19 protein-coding genes and 1 tRNA gene are annotated in these 15,818 nt (G+C 67.1%); 9 read left to right on the top strand and 11 right to left on the bottom strand.

Annotation, left to right across the window (positions count from 1 at the left end; translation table 11 throughout):
* Window positions 1-111: 111 nt before the first annotated feature.
* From gatA to CJZ78_RS03615, 8 genes are all read right to left on the bottom strand, one after another.
* Complete coding sequence (gatA, locus tag CJZ78_RS03650; protein WP_094559541.1) at window positions 112-1,572, bottom strand: Asp-tRNA(Asn)/Glu-tRNA(Gln) amidotransferase subunit GatA; 1,461 nt, start codon at window positions 1,570-1,572, stop codon at window positions 112-114.
* Between the two features lie 44 nt (window positions 1,573-1,616).
* Complete coding sequence (locus CJZ78_RS03645) at window positions 1,617-1,856, bottom strand: DUF1816 domain-containing protein (protein WP_094559540.1); 240 nt, start codon at window positions 1,854-1,856, stop codon at window positions 1,617-1,619.
* Window positions 1,857-1,917: 61 nt separating this feature from the next.
* Window positions 1,918-3,594 (bottom strand): 23S rRNA (guanosine(2251)-2'-O)-methyltransferase RlmB, encoded by a 1,677-nt coding sequence (gene rlmB / locus CJZ78_RS03640; RefSeq protein ID WP_094559539.1) that lies wholly within the window; start codon window positions 3,592-3,594, stop codon window positions 1,918-1,920.
* 15 nt (window positions 3,595-3,609) lie between these two features.
* Entirely contained in the window at window positions 3,610-3,996 is a 387-nt protein-coding gene (locus tag CJZ78_RS03635) for a ribonuclease III domain-containing protein (RefSeq protein WP_094559648.1), read from the bottom strand.
* Window positions 3,997-4,033: 37 nt separating this feature from the next.
* Window positions 4,034-4,378, bottom strand: a complete 345-nt coding sequence (locus CJZ78_RS03630; RefSeq protein ID WP_094559647.1) for an STAS domain-containing protein — start codon at window positions 4,376-4,378, stop codon at window positions 4,034-4,036.
* A 102-nt stretch (window positions 4,379-4,480) separates the two neighbouring features.
* Window positions 4,481-5,617: a glutamine-hydrolyzing carbamoyl-phosphate synthase small subunit gene (gene carA, locus CJZ78_RS03625; protein WP_233128460.1), complete on the bottom strand. Its 1,137-nt coding sequence runs from the start codon at window positions 5,615-5,617 to the stop codon at window positions 4,481-4,483.
* A 22-nt stretch (window positions 5,618-5,639) separates the two neighbouring features.
* Window positions 5,640-6,683: an anthranilate phosphoribosyltransferase gene (trpD, locus tag CJZ78_RS03620; RefSeq protein ID WP_094559537.1), complete on the bottom strand. Its 1,044-nt coding sequence runs from the start codon at window positions 6,681-6,683 to the stop codon at window positions 5,640-5,642.
* 156 nt (window positions 6,684-6,839) lie between these two features.
* Window positions 6,840-7,202 carry a DUF3288 family protein gene (locus tag CJZ78_RS03615; protein WP_094559536.1) on the bottom strand — a complete coding sequence of 121 codons (363 nt, stop codon included), beginning with the start codon at window positions 7,200-7,202 and terminating at the stop codon, window positions 6,840-6,842.
* A 77-nt stretch (window positions 7,203-7,279) separates the two neighbouring features.
* Between CJZ78_RS03615 and CJZ78_RS03610 the strand changes: the two genes are divergently transcribed.
* The 7 genes from CJZ78_RS03610 to CJZ78_RS03580 all read left to right on the top strand — a co-directional run bounded on the left by CJZ78_RS03610 (window position 7,280) and on the right by CJZ78_RS03580 (window position 11,091).
* The gene (locus CJZ78_RS03610; protein WP_094559535.1) at window positions 7,280-9,046 is read left to right on the top strand and encodes an ABC transporter ATP-binding protein; all 1,767 of its coding nucleotides are present in this window, start codon (window positions 7,280-7,282) and stop codon (window positions 9,044-9,046) included.
* An 80-nt stretch (window positions 9,047-9,126) separates the two neighbouring features.
* Window positions 9,127-9,417 (top strand): hypothetical protein, encoded by a 291-nt coding sequence (locus CJZ78_RS03605; protein WP_094559534.1) that lies wholly within the window; start codon window positions 9,127-9,129, stop codon window positions 9,415-9,417.
* 26 nt (window positions 9,418-9,443) lie between these two features.
* Window positions 9,444-10,142 carry a peptide-methionine (S)-S-oxide reductase MsrA gene (msrA, locus tag CJZ78_RS03600; RefSeq protein WP_233128459.1) on the top strand — a complete coding sequence of 233 codons (699 nt, stop codon included), beginning with the start codon at window positions 9,444-9,446 and terminating at the stop codon, window positions 10,140-10,142.
* A 9-nt stretch (window positions 10,143-10,151) separates the two neighbouring features.
* The gene (locus CJZ78_RS03595; RefSeq protein ID WP_233128458.1) at window positions 10,152-10,463 is read left to right on the top strand and encodes a hypothetical protein; all 312 of its coding nucleotides are present in this window, start codon (window positions 10,152-10,154) and stop codon (window positions 10,461-10,463) included.
* A gap of 13 nt (window positions 10,464-10,476) precedes the next feature.
* A complete protein-coding gene (locus tag CJZ78_RS03590; RefSeq protein WP_094559532.1) occupies window positions 10,477-10,659 on the top strand; it encodes a hypothetical protein in 183 nt (60 codons plus the stop codon).
* A complete protein-coding gene (locus CJZ78_RS03585) occupies window positions 10,656-11,006 on the top strand; it encodes a hypothetical protein (protein ID WP_198953836.1) in 351 nt (116 codons plus the stop codon). Before CJZ78_RS03590 ends, CJZ78_RS03585 begins: the two co-directional genes overlap by 4 nt.
* 11 nt (window positions 11,007-11,017) lie before the next feature.
* Window positions 11,018-11,091: transfer RNA gene (locus tag CJZ78_RS03580), tRNA-Pro, on the top strand.
* 183 nt (window positions 11,092-11,274) lie between these two features.
* Here CJZ78_RS03580 and CJZ78_RS03575 read toward each other — a convergent pair.
* On the bottom strand, window positions 11,275-11,529 hold the full coding sequence (locus CJZ78_RS03575; protein ID WP_094559644.1) for a hypothetical protein: 255 nt from the start codon (window positions 11,527-11,529) through the stop codon (window positions 11,275-11,277).
* 107 nt (window positions 11,530-11,636) lie between these two features.
* Window positions 11,637-12,488, bottom strand: a complete 852-nt coding sequence (locus tag CJZ78_RS03570; protein ID WP_233128457.1) for a 3'-5' exonuclease — start codon at window positions 12,486-12,488, stop codon at window positions 11,637-11,639.
* 95 nt (window positions 12,489-12,583) lie between these two features.
* On the opposite strand from CJZ78_RS03570, the gene CJZ78_RS03565 reads away from it, so the two are divergent.
* Both CJZ78_RS03565 and CJZ78_RS03560 read left to right on the top strand, forming a co-directional pair.
* Entirely contained in the window at window positions 12,584-13,039 is a 456-nt protein-coding gene (locus CJZ78_RS03565; protein ID WP_094559642.1) for a peroxiredoxin, read from the top strand.
* 2 nt (window positions 13,040-13,041) lie between these two features.
* Window positions 13,042-13,776 carry a DUF1350 family protein gene (locus CJZ78_RS03560; RefSeq protein WP_094559531.1) on the top strand — a complete coding sequence of 245 codons (735 nt, stop codon included), beginning with the start codon at window positions 13,042-13,044 and terminating at the stop codon, window positions 13,774-13,776.
* Here CJZ78_RS03560 and acs read toward each other — a convergent pair.
* Window positions 13,773-15,788, bottom strand: coding sequence for an acetate--CoA ligase (acs, locus tag CJZ78_RS03555; RefSeq protein ID WP_233128456.1), 2,016 nt, complete (start codon window positions 15,786-15,788; stop codon window positions 13,773-13,775). The two genes, CJZ78_RS03560 and acs, sit on opposite strands and share 4 nt — an antisense overlap.
* Window positions 15,789-15,818: the final 30 nt, after the last annotated feature.

The raw sequence follows: 15,818 nt of genomic DNA, 5'->3' as shown, positions 1-15,818 counted from the left end.
GGGCAAAAGCGGCCGGCGGGCACCTAGTGCAGGCCCAAGTTAGGCGACTACGCAAGATCCAGCGTGGTGCTTGGAGCACCCGCGGCTACCGGCACCAGATCTGGAGTGCCGCTAGGGCACCAGATCAGCCACCGGACGGCTCTGCATTACCCGTGCGGCTTGCTCGTAGTGGTGAGCCACCTGCAACAGCCGCGGCTCTTCGAGCACACCGGTGATCAGTTGCAAGCCGATCGGCAAGCCCTGGAGATCGAAACCGCAGGGGACATTGATCGCCGGCAGGCCAGCCATGTTGGCGGGGATCGTGAGCAGGTCGGCCAGGTACATGGCCAGGGGGTCGTCCCTGTGGGCGCCAAAGCCGAAGGCCGTGGTGGGGGAGGTGGGAGTGAGCAACACATCCACCGACTCGAAGGCCCGGTCAAAGTCGCGACGGATCAAGGTGCGCACCTGCTGGGCCTTTTTGTAGTAGGCATCCACGTAGCCCGCCGATAGGGTGTAGGTGCCGATCAGGATGCGCCGCTGCACCTCATCGCCGAAGCCCTCGGCCCGGCTGCGCGCCGTCATCTCCGCCAGGCTTGCCGCATCGGCTGCGCGGTAGCCGTATTTCACGCCGTCGTAGCGAGCCAGGTTGGCCGAAGCCTCCGACGGCGCAATCACGTAGTACGTGGCGATGCCGTCGTTGAAGCGGGGGCAGCTCACGTCGACCAACTCACAGCCCAGGGCCTCCAGCTGGGCGGCAGCGGCGAGCACAGACGCCTTCACCTGGGGATCGAGACCCTCCGCTTCAAAGCACTCGCGCACCAGGCCCACCCTCAGCCCGGCCACCGGCTGCTGCAGGGCCTCGACGTAATCGGGCACGGGGGCGTTGAGGCAGGTGGAATCGCGGGGGTCGGCACCGGCGATCACCTGCAGCAGCTCGGCAGCATCAGCCACCGAGGTGGTGAAGGGGCCGATCTGGTCGAGGGAGCTGGCGAAGGCCACCAGGCCGTAGCGGCTGACGCGGCCATAGGTGGGCTTGAGCCCGACCACCCCGCAGAAGGCAGCCGGCTGGCGTATCGAACCGCCGGTGTCAGAGCCGAGGGAGGCCATGCACTCACCGGCGGCCACCGCCGCCGCACTGCCGCCGGAGCTGCCGCCGGGCACCTTCTCCGGATTCCAGGGGTTGCGGCTGGGGCCAAAGGCTGAGGTCTCCGTCGAGCTGCCCATGGCGAACTCGTCGAGGTTGGTTTTGCCCAGCAGCACGCCACCGGCCTGCCAGAGGCGCTCGGTGACGGTGCTCTCATAGGGGGGCACAAAGTGCTCCAGCATGCGGCTGGAGCAGGTGGTGGCGACCCCTTTGGTGCAGAGGTTGTCCTTGATCGCCAACGGAATCCCCGCCAGCGGAGGCAGCTCTTCACCGGCGGCCCGGAGGGCATCGATGCGATCGGCATCGGCCCGGGCCCGCTCCGCAGTGACGTCCAAATAGGCGTGCACGGTGGAATCGACCGCCGCGATCCGAGCCAGATGGTGATCGGTGAGCTCCCGGGCCGAGATATCGCCCTTGCGCAGTTGCTCACGCCATGCGGCGATCCCCATTCACCTACTTGCAAGCTGGTCTGGACGCTATCAGCTGACCCCGATCAACCCACTTCGGTGAGGGGCTCACCCCGGCGGGTGCGCAGCAGCTGATGCTCCAGGGATCCGGGCGATTCAGCCTGCAGATCGGCGAGGAAGGCTGGCAAGTGGGCCTCTAGGGTGCCACGACGCACAAACGGCCCAAACCAGTAGACCGCGTCCGGTGAACGGGTTTCCACCCGCGCCCACCAAGCTAGGCCCAGACCATTGGCGCAGCTGCGCACGGGCCACAGCAGGGGATTCATGGAGCAGGGGCAGGACTGCGTCCATTCTGCCCGCCATTGGGACCGGAAGGGATTGGGCGCATCACAGCTGAATATCCCCGTTGAAACCCGCGGGCCCTGCCGGGGTGAGACCGAGGTCCAGGGTGGTCTCATTGACGCCGGGATCCGCCACGGGAGCCTCATCCTCAGGAGGCATCCAAGCCGCAACAGGCAGCTCTTCAGCAGCTAGCTCAGCGATGGGGGGAGCCTCCTCCAGTGCCAGGGGAGAGACCTCAGGCTCAGCGACAAGCTCAGTGACCAGCTCAGCGGCCATCTCAGTGGCCATCTCAGCGGTCTCCGCCGCTGGAGCGGGGAGCTGGGGGCGAACCAGGCGCGGTGCGGGCTGGGAGCCACGCAACCCCTTCATCCAGCCGCGACGGGCCACTTCATAAAGCAGCAGGGCGGTGGCCACGGAGGCATTGAGGCTGGGGGTGGCACCGCGCAGGGGGATGCGCACCAGCTGATCGCAATTGCGGCGGGTGAGCATGGAGAGGCCATCGCCCTCCGATCCGGTGACGATGACAAGGGGGCCCTCCAGATCGGCCTCCTCCAAGCTGACGGTGCCCTCAGCGGCCAGGCCCACCACCCGATAACCCTCCTGTTTGAGGGTGTCGAGGGCGCGGTTGAGATTGACGACCCGGGCCACGGGCAGGTGCTCCAGTGCCCCGGCTGCCACCTTGGCCACCGAACCGGTGAGGCCGGCGCTGCGGCGCTGGGGCAAGACCAGGCCATGGGCCCCGAGGGCCTCGGCGCTGCGGACGATCGCCCCCAGGTTCTGGGGATCGGTGAGGCCATCCACCGCCATCAGCAGCGGCGGTTCACCGATGCCGGCGCAACCCTCAAGCAGGGTCGGCAGGTCCAGGGTTTCCGCAGCGGCGGTCTGCAGGGCAATGCCCTGGTGCACGGCCCCACCAGTGATCTGCCCCAGGCGCGCCCAGGTGACCTCCTCCACCAGCACCCCGGAGGCTTTGGCCTCGCGCAGCAACTGGAGAAATTTCGGGCTGAACCGCATCTCCGGCGTGCACCAGACGCGGTGGATGGGACGACCACTTTCAAGGGCCGCCTGGGCTGGATGGCGTCCCCAAATCAGGTCGGTGCTGGGGTCAACGCTGTGGCGCTCCGCATCGCCACTGGGGGGGAGGCTGTCGGCATCGACAATCAGGGGCTTGGGCGAGAAGCGTCCTGGCGACGGGCGCCCACCTTCGAATCTGCCAGCTTCAAATCTGCCGCTGGCAATTCTGCCCCCGTCAGCACGGCGTCCTTCGAAGCGCGGGCCATCGGGACGGCGCCCTGCAAAACGGCGACCATCGGGGCTTCCTGCTGCATCGGGGCGCCGACCCTGGGGACGACCTTCAAAACGGCCACCAGGCCGGCGGTCGTAGGGCTTGCTATCGGCGGCACCGCGATCCCCTGAGAAACGATCCGGCCTGCGCTCCCCATAGGCGGGGCGGTCGCTGTCATTGCGGCGCTCAAAGGGGCGGCGTTCACCTCGGCTGCTGGGGCGATCGGCGCCACCGTCGCGGCGGGGTTGATAGCGCGAAGCGCCGCGAGGCGCAGGCCCGCCTGGGTCCCGCCGGGCATCGCGGCTTCCCTCCCGGTCCTCGCCGGCTCCATCGCGGCGCCACTCCGGCTTTGGACCGCTGAAACGGGGCGGGCGACCAGCCCCGCGGGCCCCGCCCCCCGTCCGCTTCTCGGGGCGGCGATCAAATCGTGGGCTCATGACGTCTTCCGCAGGTTATGGATCGTTCTCCTTCAAGTGATCTAGCAGCTCGACCAACCGGGGAGGGTTGTGAAGAAACAGCCAGCCCAGCAGCGTCTCAAAACCCGTGGCCTGTCCGTAGGCCGCCGCATCCCCCCGGCGCGGCCCACGACCGGCCCGATTGCGGCCGCGCCGCACCAGATCGCGCTCGGCCTCACTGAGCAAGGAATCAAGACACTCCAGTGCCTGGGCCTGGGCATCGGCGCGCACCACCTGCACCACCTGCTGATGCAGGGTCTGGGAGCGGGCAGGGCGACGACAGCGCTGCAGGCGATGGTGCAACTCCCACACCGCATCCCCCAGCCAGGCCAGCTGCAGGGGGCCGAGCTCGGCACCGGGGGGCTGGGGCGTCAGCCCTGCCAACCAACCCGTGCTGTCCAATGGGTCGGGGCTGCCCTGCTCAGGCCGCGAGGTTGCCAAGGGCGGTGTCGAGATCGGGCTGGAGATGCAAAAACTCTTCCAGGCGCACCAGCTTCACGGTCTGCACCACCCGGGCGTTACCCACCACCAAAAACTGTTGCTGGTCAGCGTTGCACTGCTTGGCAAGTTGCACGAGCGCCCCCAGTCCGGAGGAGTCGATGAAGTCGATGTGGCTCAGGTCGATCACCAAGGACTGGCCGGTGCCTCGATGGGAGGCCACAAACTCGCCGAACTGCTTGTCGGAATAGGCGTCAAGCTGTCCCGTGAAGCGGAACAGCTGGCAGTGGGCCTGCTGCTCGAAGCCGCCTCGAAGGGACACCGTCAATCGCTGCAGGTCGTTGATGGCTCCAGCCCCCAATCCGTTCTGGGGCGAAGTGTAGAGAGCAAATTTGTCGCTGCTGCAGTCGCAACAAAACTGCGACAGGCTTCAGCGGCGCTCGGCCATCAGGGTGGCAAAACGGGCGAAATGGTGGTCCGCGTCATGGGGACCGGGACTCGCTTCGGGGTGGTATTGGACACCGAACACAGGCTGAGAGCACATCTCCAAGGCCGCCACCGTCTGGTCGTTGAGGTTGTGATGGGTCACGCGCACCCGCTCGGCGGGAAGGGAATCCGAATCCAGAGCGAAGCCATGGTTTTGGCTGGTGATCTCCACTTGGCCGATGCTGCCGCAGGGATGGTTGAGGCCGCGGTGGCCATAGCCCAACTTGAAGGTGCGGCCCCCCAGGGCCAGCCCCAGGATCTGGTGACCCAGACAGATCCCAAACAGGGGCAGGTTGGGCTGCGCAATCAACCCCTTGGCCAGCTCAATGCCAGTGGCGACGGCGGCGGGATCGCCAGGTCCATTGGAGAGAAACACCCCCTCCGGCTGGTGACTGAGCACCTGCTCAAGGGTGGCGTCAGCGGGTAACACGGTGATCCCACAGCCATGGGCCACCAAGCGCTCGAGGATGGCCCGCTTGATGCCGAAATCGATCGCCACCACGCGGTAGGGGCGATCGGGGCGCTGCTGCAGCCGGGCGTCAAAGGCCGCGCCACAGGAGCGATCCCACTGATAAGGCTCTGGGGTCGACACCTGGGCCGCCAGGTTGAGCCCCTGCATGGAGGGGGCTGAGCGCACCTGCTCCAGCAAGGCCCCAGGGGCGGTGCCATCGGTGCTGATGGCCCCGTTGATGGCGCCCCCTTCTCGCAAATGGCGCACCAAGGCGCGGGTATCGACGGCACGGATGCCGACCACACCGTGCAGGCTCAGCCATGCTTCCAGATCTCCTTCGGAGCGCCAATTGCTGGCGCGTGGTGCCAGCTGGCGGGCAATGACGCCACGCACATGGGGCCGATTCGCCTCCTGGTCGTCGGCGTTGACGCCGGTGTTGCCAAGCTCGGGATACGTGAAGGTGACCAGCTGCCCGGAGTAACTCGGGTCGGTCATCACTTCCTGATACCCGGTCATGCCGGTGTTGAACACCACTTCACCGATGGCCGTGCCGCGGGCACCAAAGGCCTCGCCCCGCAGGACCGTGCCATCGGCCAGCACCAGCAGGGCAGTGGCAGCAGGCTCGCTCACGGGTTCAACGCAGTTGGTTGGATCATCCCGCAGCGGGGGCGGGGAGGGCGGCGCGCAGCCGCTCCAGGGCCTGCCAGCCGCCGCCAGCCGCCAGGGCCTGCTGGGCCTGCTGGAGTCCATCCGCCACGCTGTCGGCCCGGCCAGCGGCCCACAGCACCAAGGCCGTGTTCAACGCCACCACATCCTGTTGGGGCTGGGTGCCCCGGCCCTGGAGCACCGCTTCAAGGATGGTGCGATTGGTGGCGAGGTCGCCGCCAGCCAAAGCCGCCAGTGGCGCTCGAGCCAGGCCCAACTGCTCGGGGTCGAGTTGATCGGCCTGCACCGCTCCGTTCTCGACCAGCCGTAGGGCATTGACGCCAGCGAGGGACGCCTCATCCAAGCCACCGTGGCCGTGCACCACAACCGCGCGCCGCAGGCCCAGCTGAGCCAGAGCCTCGGCCATGGGATCGAGCAACTCCGGCCGGGCCACCCCCAACACCTGGGCCTCGGGCCGCAGGGGATTGACCAGCGGCCCGAGCAGGTTGAACACGGTGCGCACCCCAAGGGTGCGCCGCAGGGGGGCCAGGCCGACGAGAGCCGGATGCCAGCCCGGTGCGAACAGGAACGTGAGCCCTGCATCGGCCAGGGCGCCGATCACCTGCTCCGCTGGCGCCTGCAGATGGAGGCCCAGGGCTTCCAGAACATCGGCCGAGCCCACCCGGCCGCTGGCGCTGCGGTTGCCGTGCTTGGCCACAGGCGCACCGCAGGCAGCCGCCACAAAGGCCACGGCGGTGGAAATGTTGAAGCTGTCGGCGCCGTCGCCGCCGGTGCCGCAGGTGTCCACCAGGGCGAAGGACGGGCGGGCAGCTGGCATCGGACAGGCCTGCCGCAGCACCGCAGCCATCGCCGCCAGCTCGCCACCCGTCACCCCCTTGGCCCGCAGAGCCACGAGCAAGCCACCGGTAAGAACGGGGTCAATTTGCTGAGCCAGCCAGCCATGCATGAGCGCTGTGGCCTGCTCTGTCGAGAGCGGATCTCCCTGCAGCAGTTGCTCCAGGAGAGCGGGCCAGGGATGGGCTTGGGCCATGGGGTCGGGGAGGGAAGGATCCGTTGGAGCCGGACTTGAAGCCAGAGCTGGAGCCAGAAAAAAGCCCGGGTGCAAAGCACGCCGGGCCGGGTGATGGGGACTCCTCCACTATCACCCGAAGAGGGGGAAATTGGCGATGCCCCTGAGCAACGTTGTTCAGCCCTGCTCCTGATCGGCGGTATCAAAACTGGATCCAACCGCCTCACTGGCCGCCGGCGCCGGGCGAAAGCCCGCTGCCCAGATGGCGCGGGTGCGGCGATGCAGCTCCTCCCGGCTCAGGCCCCAGAGTCGCAGCGTCTTGGCCAGGTCGGCGCTGAGGTCATGGGCGCCAGGAAAACCCTCGTAGCGCATGAGCAGACGCGCCGCATCCACGAGGTGATCGTCGGCCGGCACCTCCGCAGCCAGCAAACGGTCCACTGCGTCGCGGTCGGTGGCATAAAGGGGATGGCTCTGGTCGTTGTTGCCGGAAGCCTTGTTGCCGGAAGCCGAGTTGCCGGAGGCCGAGTTACCGGAAGCCATGGCGCTGCCCCATTCAGGTGTCCAGCCTGCCGGAAAAGCGCGTCCCTAGGTTGGGGCCACCTGTGCACCCGGCCCCGATGGGAGCCATCCGGCTGGATCTGATTGGCCGCTACCTGCGGCCCCACCGCAAAGTGGTGTTCCAGGGCATGGCCGCCCTGGTGGTAGTGAACCTGCTGAGCGTCTCGATTCCGCTGTTGGTACGGCGGGTGATCGACGACCTGCAGGACGGCTTTGATCTCCAGGACGTGCTGGCGCAGGCAGCCCTGATCGTCGCCCTGGCAACAGTGATGGGAGCGGTGCGGCTCTACTCGCGCATGCTGGTGTTTGGCGTGGGGCGGCAGGTAGAAGCCGATCTCAAACAGCAGATTTTTGATCACCTGCTGCGGCAAGAGCCCGGTTGGGTGCAAACCACCGGCAGCGGCGAGGTGATCAGCCGAGCCACCAGCGATGTGGAAAATGTGCGGCGGCTGCTGGGCTTCGCCGTGCTCAGCCTCACCAACACGGTGTTGGCCTATGCGCTCACCTTGCCGGCGATGCTGGCCATCGACCCGTGGCTGAGCCTGGCGGCGGTGGGGCTCTATCCCCTCATGCTGATGGTGGTTCGCCTGTTCGGAGGGCGAATGATGCGCCAGCAGCGGCGCCAACAGGAGGCCCTCGCCTCCCTGAGCGACCTGATCCAGGAGGACCTCTCCGGGATCAGCGCGATCAAGATTTACGGCCAGGAGAGCACCGAGCAGGCCGCCTTCGCCGGACGCAACCGGATGTACAGGGATGCGGCCCTGGGACTAGCCCGCACCCGCAGCACGCTATTTCCGCTGTTGGAGGGCATCTCCTCGATCAGCCTGCTGCTGCTGCTGGCCCTGGGCAGCGGCCAACTCGAAAGTGGCCGCCTGACGATCGGCGACCTCGTCGCCCTGATCCTGTTTGTGGAGCGACTGGTGTTTCCCACGGCGCTGCTGGGCTTCACCCTTAACACCTTCCAGACGGGCCAGGTGAGCCTGGAGCGGGTGGAAGACCTGCTGCGCCGGCGCCCCCTGATCGTGTCGCCTTCGTCACCCCAACCGCCAAGCCAACCAAGCCGGGGCGCAATCGAAGCCCGCGGTCTCACCGTGCAGTACCCCGGTGCTCCGCGACCGGCACTGGTGGACGTCAGCTTTGTGCTCCATCCCGGCGAACTGGTGGCGGTGGTGGGGCCCGTGGGCTGCGGCAAAACCACCCTGGCCCGAGCGCTTGGACGCATGGTGGAGGTGGAGCCCGGCCAACTCTGGCTCGATGGGGTCGACATCACCGCCCTCGATCTCGAGGCCCTGCGCGCCCAAGTCGGCCTAGTCCCCCAGGAGGGCTACCTGTTCACCGCCACCCTTGCCGACAACCTGCGCTATGGCGAGCCCGAGGCGCCCCTGGAGCGCGTTCAGGCGGCAGCCAGCCAGGCCCGGCTGGAGGGCGATATCAAGGGCTTCCCCGATGGCTACAACACCCTGGTGGGTGAACGGGGCATCACCCTCAGCGGAGGCCAGCGCCAGCGCACGGCCCTGGGACGAGCCCTGTTGGTGCAGACGCCCCTGCTGGTGCTGGACGATGCCCTCGCCAGTGTCGACAACACGACGGCCGCCGAGATCCTGGGCAGCGTCCGCGAGGAACAGTCGCGTCAACGGCAGACCCGCACAATCTTGATGATCAGCCACCAACTCTCTGCCGCCGCCGCCTGTGATCGGGTGCTGGTGATGGAGGAGGGGCGGCTGGTGCAGCAGGGCCACCACAGCGAGCTGCTCGCCCAGGGCGGCACCTACCGGCGGCTGTGGGATCGGGAACAGGCCACCGAGCAGCTCAGGGCTGCGGGCTGATCTCAATACTTGTTGCCCTCTCCAGACAACCCGGCCCGCCGCGGCTTACCTAGAAGAGATCGCCAATCGCGTCCGGAGTCATGGAGCCCGCACCGTCGCCCGCCACCCGACTGACCGGCTTGTCGTATCGGCTGCGCTGCACCCTCACCTTCGGCGACATCTACGGCCAGATCCTGATCTGGATGCTGGTGATCTTTGCCAGCCTGGCTGCGGGCCTGGCGCTGATGGGAGCCAGCAAGCCGATCTTCGCCCTGGTGGGGGTGGGATTGATCCTGGTGCTCTCGTTGCCCTTCCTGCTGTTCGCCTTTACCACCACCCTGCTCAACCACATCGCGCTGGAGGCTGACGCAGGCACGAAAGGGGCTGCCTAGGCTCGTCTTTCATTGCACGATCGAGTGTGTTCGGGCTGTTTCAGACCGCTCCCCAGACCCAGTCTCCGCATGTGGTGCTGGGCACTCCGATCGAGGCGGCCCCCCAGCAGGGGCAGCACGAAGCGGTGTTCGGCTGCGGTTGTTTCTGGGGCGCAGAAAAAGGGTTCTGGCGCCTGCCCGGGGTGGTGACCACAGCGGTGGGCTACGCGGGCGGCACGATCCAGCAACCCAGCTACGACCAGGTGTGCTCTGGACGCACCGGCCACAGCGAGGTGGTGCGGGTGGTTTGGGATAGCGCTCAGATTGATTTCAGCGACCTGCTGAAACTCTTCTGGGAATGCCACGACCCCACCCAGGGAGATCGCCAGGGCAACGACCGCGGTAGCCAGTACCGCTCCGTGATTTACGTCAACGATCCGGGCTTATTGGCCCAGGCCGAAGCCAGCCGCGACGCTTACCAAGCCCTGTTGAGCGGCGCTGGCTTTGGGCCGATCACCACCGAGCTGCGCAGCCAACAGACCTTCTGGTTTGCAGAGCCGTATCACCAGCAGTATTTAGCGAAACCGGGAAGCCGGCCCTATTGCTCCGCCCAGCCCAGCGGCCAACGGCTGGGCGAGTTCCCCGGCGCCGCCTACAAACTCGATTCCCGAGTGTGGGATGCCTACGACTGGTCGGTGGCCCATTGCGTGCTGCGGGGGGACAATTCCCCCATTCACTTGGCCTAGGAGGGGTCGGTGCTGCCTGTGTCGTTGCCCCTGTCGCTGCTGGCACTCAGCCTGATCTCCATGGGCTCCCCGTGGTGGGAGGACTACGGCATCACCGAGCAGTTCCTCTGCCCCAATGCCCGTCGGGTCACCTTGGAGCGCAACGACGCCCAGGCCTCCCTGATCGCCGGCCGTTTCCGTTCAACCCTGTTCCGCGAGGCCTCCGACCTGCCCGGCATCCGCTACCGCAACGACCAGATGACCCTGGTACTCAAGGGGGACGTGCTCACCATGGAGCAGCAGTCACGGCGGTTGGAATGCCTGCGTACGGAGCAGGTGTGAGAGGGCTGGAGCCATGAACCCGTTGCCGGATCGGGTGGTGATTCTGGGACTCCTGATCACCCTGGGCCTGTGCTTTGCGCTTGTGTTCTGGAGCGTGCGGTTGAATCCGCGTCCAGAGCCACCGCTCCAGTGGCGCGAGAACACCGCGCCCCAGGCCCTGGACCGGCGCCCCCAACCCAGCCTCCAGCTGCTGTGACCAAGCCACCGTCGCGCCACCGCCAATCGCAGCATCGCCAACTGCACCCCCTGCCCAAGGGGCTGGTTGAGCTCTATGGACTGCTCGCGGTGTTGTTTGTGCTGGTGCCGGAATGGATAGCAGGGGGAGCCCTGCTGAGCTTCGGCGGCTCCCGTCGGGGGTCGAATCTGCCGGCCGCCGCCGCTGCTTGGCAGAAACTGCCCGAGCTGCGGCTGGCGAGCATGGGGCTGGCGGAGTTGCGCCAACTGGCCCATCAGCAGCGGATTGCGGGCTACGCGGGTCTCAGCCGGGAGAGACTCAGCCGGCGCCTGATCCAGCGGCTGAAACCGCGCAAAGCGTTGTGGTAGCTTCCTTCTGCCGGGGCGTAGCGCAGCTTGGTAGCGCACCACTTTGGGGTAGTGGGGGTCGCAGGTTCAAATCCTGTCGCTCCGATTTTTAGCCGGCACCGCGTCCAGCGGTCAGCATCTGTACTGCTTCCAGCACTAGTACTGCTTCCAGCACTAGTACTGCTTCCAGCACTAGTACCGCTTTCAGCACTAGTGCAGCTTCCACCGGCTTCCCCAGCCGGTTTTTTTGTAGCCAGCGGCTGACTGAACTAGCCGACTCACTCCCAGATCACCGCAGCCGGGTCGCCACCTGGAGCCGCTCCAGCCAGCGGTTGACGCGATGTCGCAAACGCGGCGGCACCTCCTGCAGCAACTGGCCCAGCTCATGGGCAGCCAGACGACGCAGACCGCGCACATCCACCCGCCACAGCGCCTCAGCCTCGCGGATCAGCCGTGCCCAAGACCTCGCAGCCTGCCAACGGAGCACGCGCTGCTGGGGACCACCGTCCACCTGCAGAACCCGAAACCGCACCCGACTGGCCATGGTCTCCATGGCGACCGCACCACCACCCTGCGCCTGCAGAACAACAATGGCGCGAACACCCCGCTCTGCTTCAGAGATTGGAAGACAATCGGTACAGAGCCGTGCCGCTAGGCCGCCACGGGGTCGGCATCCACCGGTTGCACCGGAAAGGGCAAGGCCTGGGCCTCCCGCTCGCTGAGGCGACGGGTCCAGGCACCCCGCACCGGATCGTTCCAGCGGAACCCGGCCTCCTTGGCCCGGTGGCGCTCGGCGTAGGTGAGGTTGGCGCGGAACAGCAGCTTGGGCTCCAGCGCCGCCACCAGCAACTCTTCGAGGTTGGTGCAGCGCTCGAACACCTGCACCAGGTAGATGCAGTCGGTGAGAGCCCGGTGGGCGGCCCACACCGGCACGCCGTAGGCCAGGGCCAGATCGCGCACCGACGGCGCAGGCCGAAGATGTCGCTCCGCGGGCCAGCGGATGTCGTCCATCGAGCAGATCCAGGCCTTGTTGATCGGTGGCAAGGGCCCCCGACCAAACCACTGGGCATCGAAGGCCGCGTTGTGGGCCAGCACCGCATCGGCCGCCCCCAGCATGGCCTCAAAGTGCTGCAGGCCGGCCTGCCAGGGCTGGGGAAGCTGCGTCACCGCCGCCGCAATGCCGTTGACGGCCTCGGCTGGATTGACCTGGGCCGGCAACAGGAAGGACACCTGGCTGAGCACAGCGCGCTGGGGCACGTGAAACAACACGGCTCCCACCTCAATGCATTCGGCAGAGCTGGGCTCCAGGCCGGTGGTTTCGGTGTCAAGGATCAACAGGGTGGTTGGAGCGACCCGGGCCGCATCCGAGCGGCCCGTGAGGGGCGGCAGCTGGGGCTGGCGATCGCGCTTGGGGGCTGGACCTGGCTCGGGGGCCTGGGGCGCCAGGCTGAGCAGATCGCTCTGCTGCCAAAGGCTGGGCTGTTCCTCGATCGGGCCGCTCACGGTGTCCAGGGCACTGCTGCCCCATCGTCCCAGCCCGAACCTCCGGCGACCAGAGGTCGCTGCCTAGGGTGAAGCAACAGATTCCCGATCCAGGCATGGGCCTTGCCGCCGGAGACCGAGCCCCCTTGGTGGCGCTCCTTGATCAACACGGCAGCGAGCGCCGCAGCGATCAGCTCGCCGGCAAAGCCCTGGTGCTGTTTTTCTATCCCAAGGACGACACCCCTGGCTGCACGGCCGAGGCCTGTGCCTTCCGCGACAGCTACGCCGACCTCCAGGCCCTGGGCGCGGAGGTGTGGGGCGTCAGCGGCGACGACCTGGCCAGCCACCAGCGCTTTGCCAGCCGCCACAACATCCCTTACCCGCTGCTGGTAGACCAGGGCAATCGGCTTCGCCAAGCGTTCGGTGTACCCAATGTGCTCGGGTTGTTGCCGGGCCGGGTAACTTACGTGATCGACGGCGAAGGGGTGATCCGGCATGTGTTCAACAACCTGCTGGACGGGGCCGCCCACCGCAATGAAGCCCGGGCCGCCCTGCAGCGCCTGGCCCTCTGACCATGACGCGCTGGCGCCAGCGAGGTGACATCTGGCAGCTGGAGCCAGCGGGAGGGGCACGCGGCTGCATCGAATTCATCGGCGGCAGCTACCTGGCCGCCACCCCCCAGCTCAGCTATCGGCGGCTGCTGGAGGCTCTGACATCCAAGGGCTGGCTGGTGCGGGCCTGGAGTTACGTGCCGGGATTTGACCATCAAGACCAGGCCAACACGGCTTGGCGCCGTTTTCGCCAACTGCGCGAAGGCGATGACAGCACGGCCCCCCTGCTGCGGCTTGGCCACAGCCTGGGCTGCAAATTGCATCTGTTGGCTCCCGATGGCGGTCGCAGCGCCAGCGGCCTGGTGGCCCTGAGCTTCAACAACTTCTCGGCCGAGCGCTCGGTGCCGCTGCTGGCGGAACTGGGCCAGCAATTCAACTTCCGTAGTGAGTTCAGTCCATCGCCGGAGGAAACCCTGCACCAGGTGGCCCGCAGCTACCGCCAACCGCGCAACCTGCTGGTGCGCTTCAAGCGCGATGGCATCGACCAGAGCGGCCGGTTGCTGGGCGTGCTGCAGAGCCGGGCTGAGGACGCCACCGAGCTCCTCGAGCTGCCTGGGGATCACCTGGCGCCTGCCAGTGCGGGACTGCGCCAAAACCTGCTGGGCAGCTGGGCCGATGATCCAGCCCGGCAGCGGGCCCTCGACCGCATCGCCACCAGCATCGATGCCTGGGGGGACCAGCCCTCCCAGCCGATCTAGACCCGTAGGGCATCGAGCACCGAACGGTCCTCCAGGGTGCTGGTATCGCCGCTCACCTCCTGACCATCAGCAAGGGCCCGCAGGATCCGGCGCATGATCTTGCCGCTGCGGGTTTTCGGTAGAGCATCGGTGAACTTGATCAGATCCGGCCTGGCGATCGGACCGATCTCCTTGCCCACATGGCTGCGTAGCTCCGCCATCAGGGCGTCGTCACCGGTGCGGCCGGTCTCCAAGGTCACGAAGGCGACGATGCCCTCGCCCTTGAGATCGTCTGGCCGGCCCACCACGGCGGCCTCGGCCACGGCCGGGTGGCTCACCAAGGCGCTCTCGATCTCCATGGTGCCGAGGCGGTGGCCGCTCACGTTGATCACGTCATCGACGCGGCCCATCACCCAGAAGTAACCGTCGGCATCGCGGCGGGCGCCATCCCCAGCGAAATAGAGCCAGGAGCCATCGGCCGGGCGGATCTCCTCCCAGTAGCTCTTGCGGAAGCGCTCCGGATCGCCGTGCACCGTGCGCATCATTCCGGGCCAGGGGCGACGCACCGCCAGATAGCCACCCTGGTCGACCCCCTGGGATGCCCCCTCGTGATTGACGATGTCGGCAGCGATGCCAGGCAAGGGCAGGGTGCAGGAACCGGGCTTGGTGGAGGTGGCCCCGGGCAGGGGGCTGATCATCACGCCGCCGGTCTCGGTCTGCCACCAGGTGTCCACCACCGGGCAGCGATCACCGCCGATCACATCCCGATACCACATCCAGGCTTCTGGATTGATGGGCTCGCCCACGGTGCCGAGGATGCGCAGGCTGCTCATGTCGTACTGGTCGGGCACCTCGCGGCCGCTCTTCATGAAGGCGCGGATCGCCGTGGGGGCGGTGTAGAAAATCGTGCAGCGGTGCTTCTGGATCACCTCCCAGAAGGCGCCTGGCTTGCTGGGGCGGGGCGCGCCCTCGTACATCACCGTGGTGGCACCGTTGGAGAGCGGGCCATACACGATGTAGCTGTGGCCGGTGATCCAGCCCACATCGGCGGTGCACCAGTGGATGTCATCCACGCGGATGTCAAAGATCCACTGGAATGTGAGGTGGGCCCAGAGGTTGTAGCCGGCGGTGGTGTGCACCACCCCCTTGGGCTTGCCGGTGGAGCCGGAGGTGTAGAGCACAAACAGCCGGTCTTCGCTGGCCATCGGCTCGGCCGGGCACTCGGCGCTCTGGGCGTCGACCAGCGCGTGCCACCAATGGTCGCGGCCCTCCTGCATGGCGCAGTCACCACCGGCACCGGCCAGTCTCTGCACCACGAGCACGTGCTCGACGCTGGGGGCGCCACCGTTGCCGGCAAGAGCCTCATCCACAGCCGGTTTCAGGGGCACGGGCTTGTCCTTGCGGAAGCCGCCATCAGCGGTGATCACCGCCTTGACCTGGCCATCGATCAGCCGGTCGCGCAGGGCATCGGCCGAGAAGCCGCCGAACACCACCGAGTGGGGCGCACCGATGCGGGCGCAGGCGAGCATGGCGATGGCCGCTTCCGGCACCATGGGCATGTAGAGGGCCACCAGATCCCCCTTGCCGATCCCCAGGGCCTTGAGCGCATTGGCGGCTTTGCACACTTCGGCGTGCAGCTGGCGGTAGCTGAAGCTGCGGCTATCGCCAGGCTCCCCTTCCCAGATCAGGGCTGTCTTGTCGGCGCGGGGGCCCTCGAGATGGCGATCGAGGCAGTTGAAGGACAGGTTGGTGGTGCCGCCTTCAAACCACTTGGCGAAGGGAGGGTTGCTCCAATCGAGCACCGTGTGAAATGGCTCAAACCAGTGCAGCTGCTCGCGGGCCAGGTCGCCCCAGAAACCATCGGGATCGGCCTCGGCTTTGGCACAGAGGGCGCGATAGGCCTCCATCGAACCGATGCGGGCCCCCGCGGCTAGCTCAGCCGGTGGCGCAAACAGGCGCGCTTCCTGCAGCACCGACTCGATCGTGGGGGCCTGACCCATGGCGATGCCGACAACAAAGAAACCTGAAGCCATTCAAGCGGGCAGCCCCGGGGCTCGGCCAGC

The sequence above is a fragment of the Synechococcus sp. 8F6 genome (assembly GCF_002252665.1).
GTDB lineage: Bacteria > Cyanobacteriota > Cyanobacteriia > PCC-6307 > Cyanobiaceae > Cyanobium_A.
This window is presented reverse-complemented; position numbering and strand designations above follow the sequence as displayed.

What these genes read in the sequence shown, in the direction of transcription:
- gatA (WP_094559541.1), bottom strand. Translation starts at nt 1,572, where the DNA reads ATGGGGATCGCCGCATGGCGTGAGCAACTGCGCAAGGGCGATATCTCG.
- CJZ78_RS03645 (WP_094559540.1), bottom strand. Translation starts at nt 1,856, where the DNA reads ATGAATCCCCTGCTGTGGCCCGTGCGCAGCTGCGCCAATGGTCTGGGC.
- rlmB (WP_094559539.1), bottom strand. Translation starts at nt 3,594, where the DNA reads ATGAGCCCACGATTTGATCGCCGCCCCGAGAAGCGGACGGGGGGCGGG.
- trpD (WP_094559537.1), bottom strand. Translation starts at nt 6,683, where the DNA reads ATGGCCCAAGCCCATCCCTGGCCCGCTCTCCTGGAGCAACTGCTGCAG.
- CJZ78_RS03615 (WP_094559536.1), bottom strand. Translation starts at nt 7,202, where the DNA reads ATGGCTTCCGGTAACTCGGCCTCCGGCAACTCGGCTTCCGGCAACAAG.
- CJZ78_RS03610 (WP_094559535.1), top strand. Translation starts at nt 7,280, where the DNA reads ATGGGAGCCATCCGGCTGGATCTGATTGGCCGCTACCTGCGGCCCCAC.
- CJZ78_RS03605 (WP_094559534.1), top strand. Translation starts at nt 9,127, where the DNA reads ATGGAGCCCGCACCGTCGCCCGCCACCCGACTGACCGGCTTGTCGTAT.
- CJZ78_RS03590 (WP_094559532.1), top strand. Translation starts at nt 10,477, where the DNA reads ATGAACCCGTTGCCGGATCGGGTGGTGATTCTGGGACTCCTGATCACC.
- CJZ78_RS03575 (WP_094559644.1), bottom strand. Translation starts at nt 11,529, where the DNA reads ATGGCCAGTCGGGTGCGGTTTCGGGTTCTGCAGGTGGACGGTGGTCCC.
- CJZ78_RS03565 (WP_094559642.1), top strand. Translation starts at nt 12,584, where the DNA reads ATGGGCCTTGCCGCCGGAGACCGAGCCCCCTTGGTGGCGCTCCTTGAT.
- CJZ78_RS03560 (WP_094559531.1), top strand. Translation starts at nt 13,042, where the DNA reads ATGACGCGCTGGCGCCAGCGAGGTGACATCTGGCAGCTGGAGCCAGCG.
- acs (WP_233128456.1), bottom strand. Translation starts at nt 15,788, where the DNA reads ATGGCTTCAGGTTTCTTTGTTGTCGGCATCGCCATGGGTCAGGCCCCC.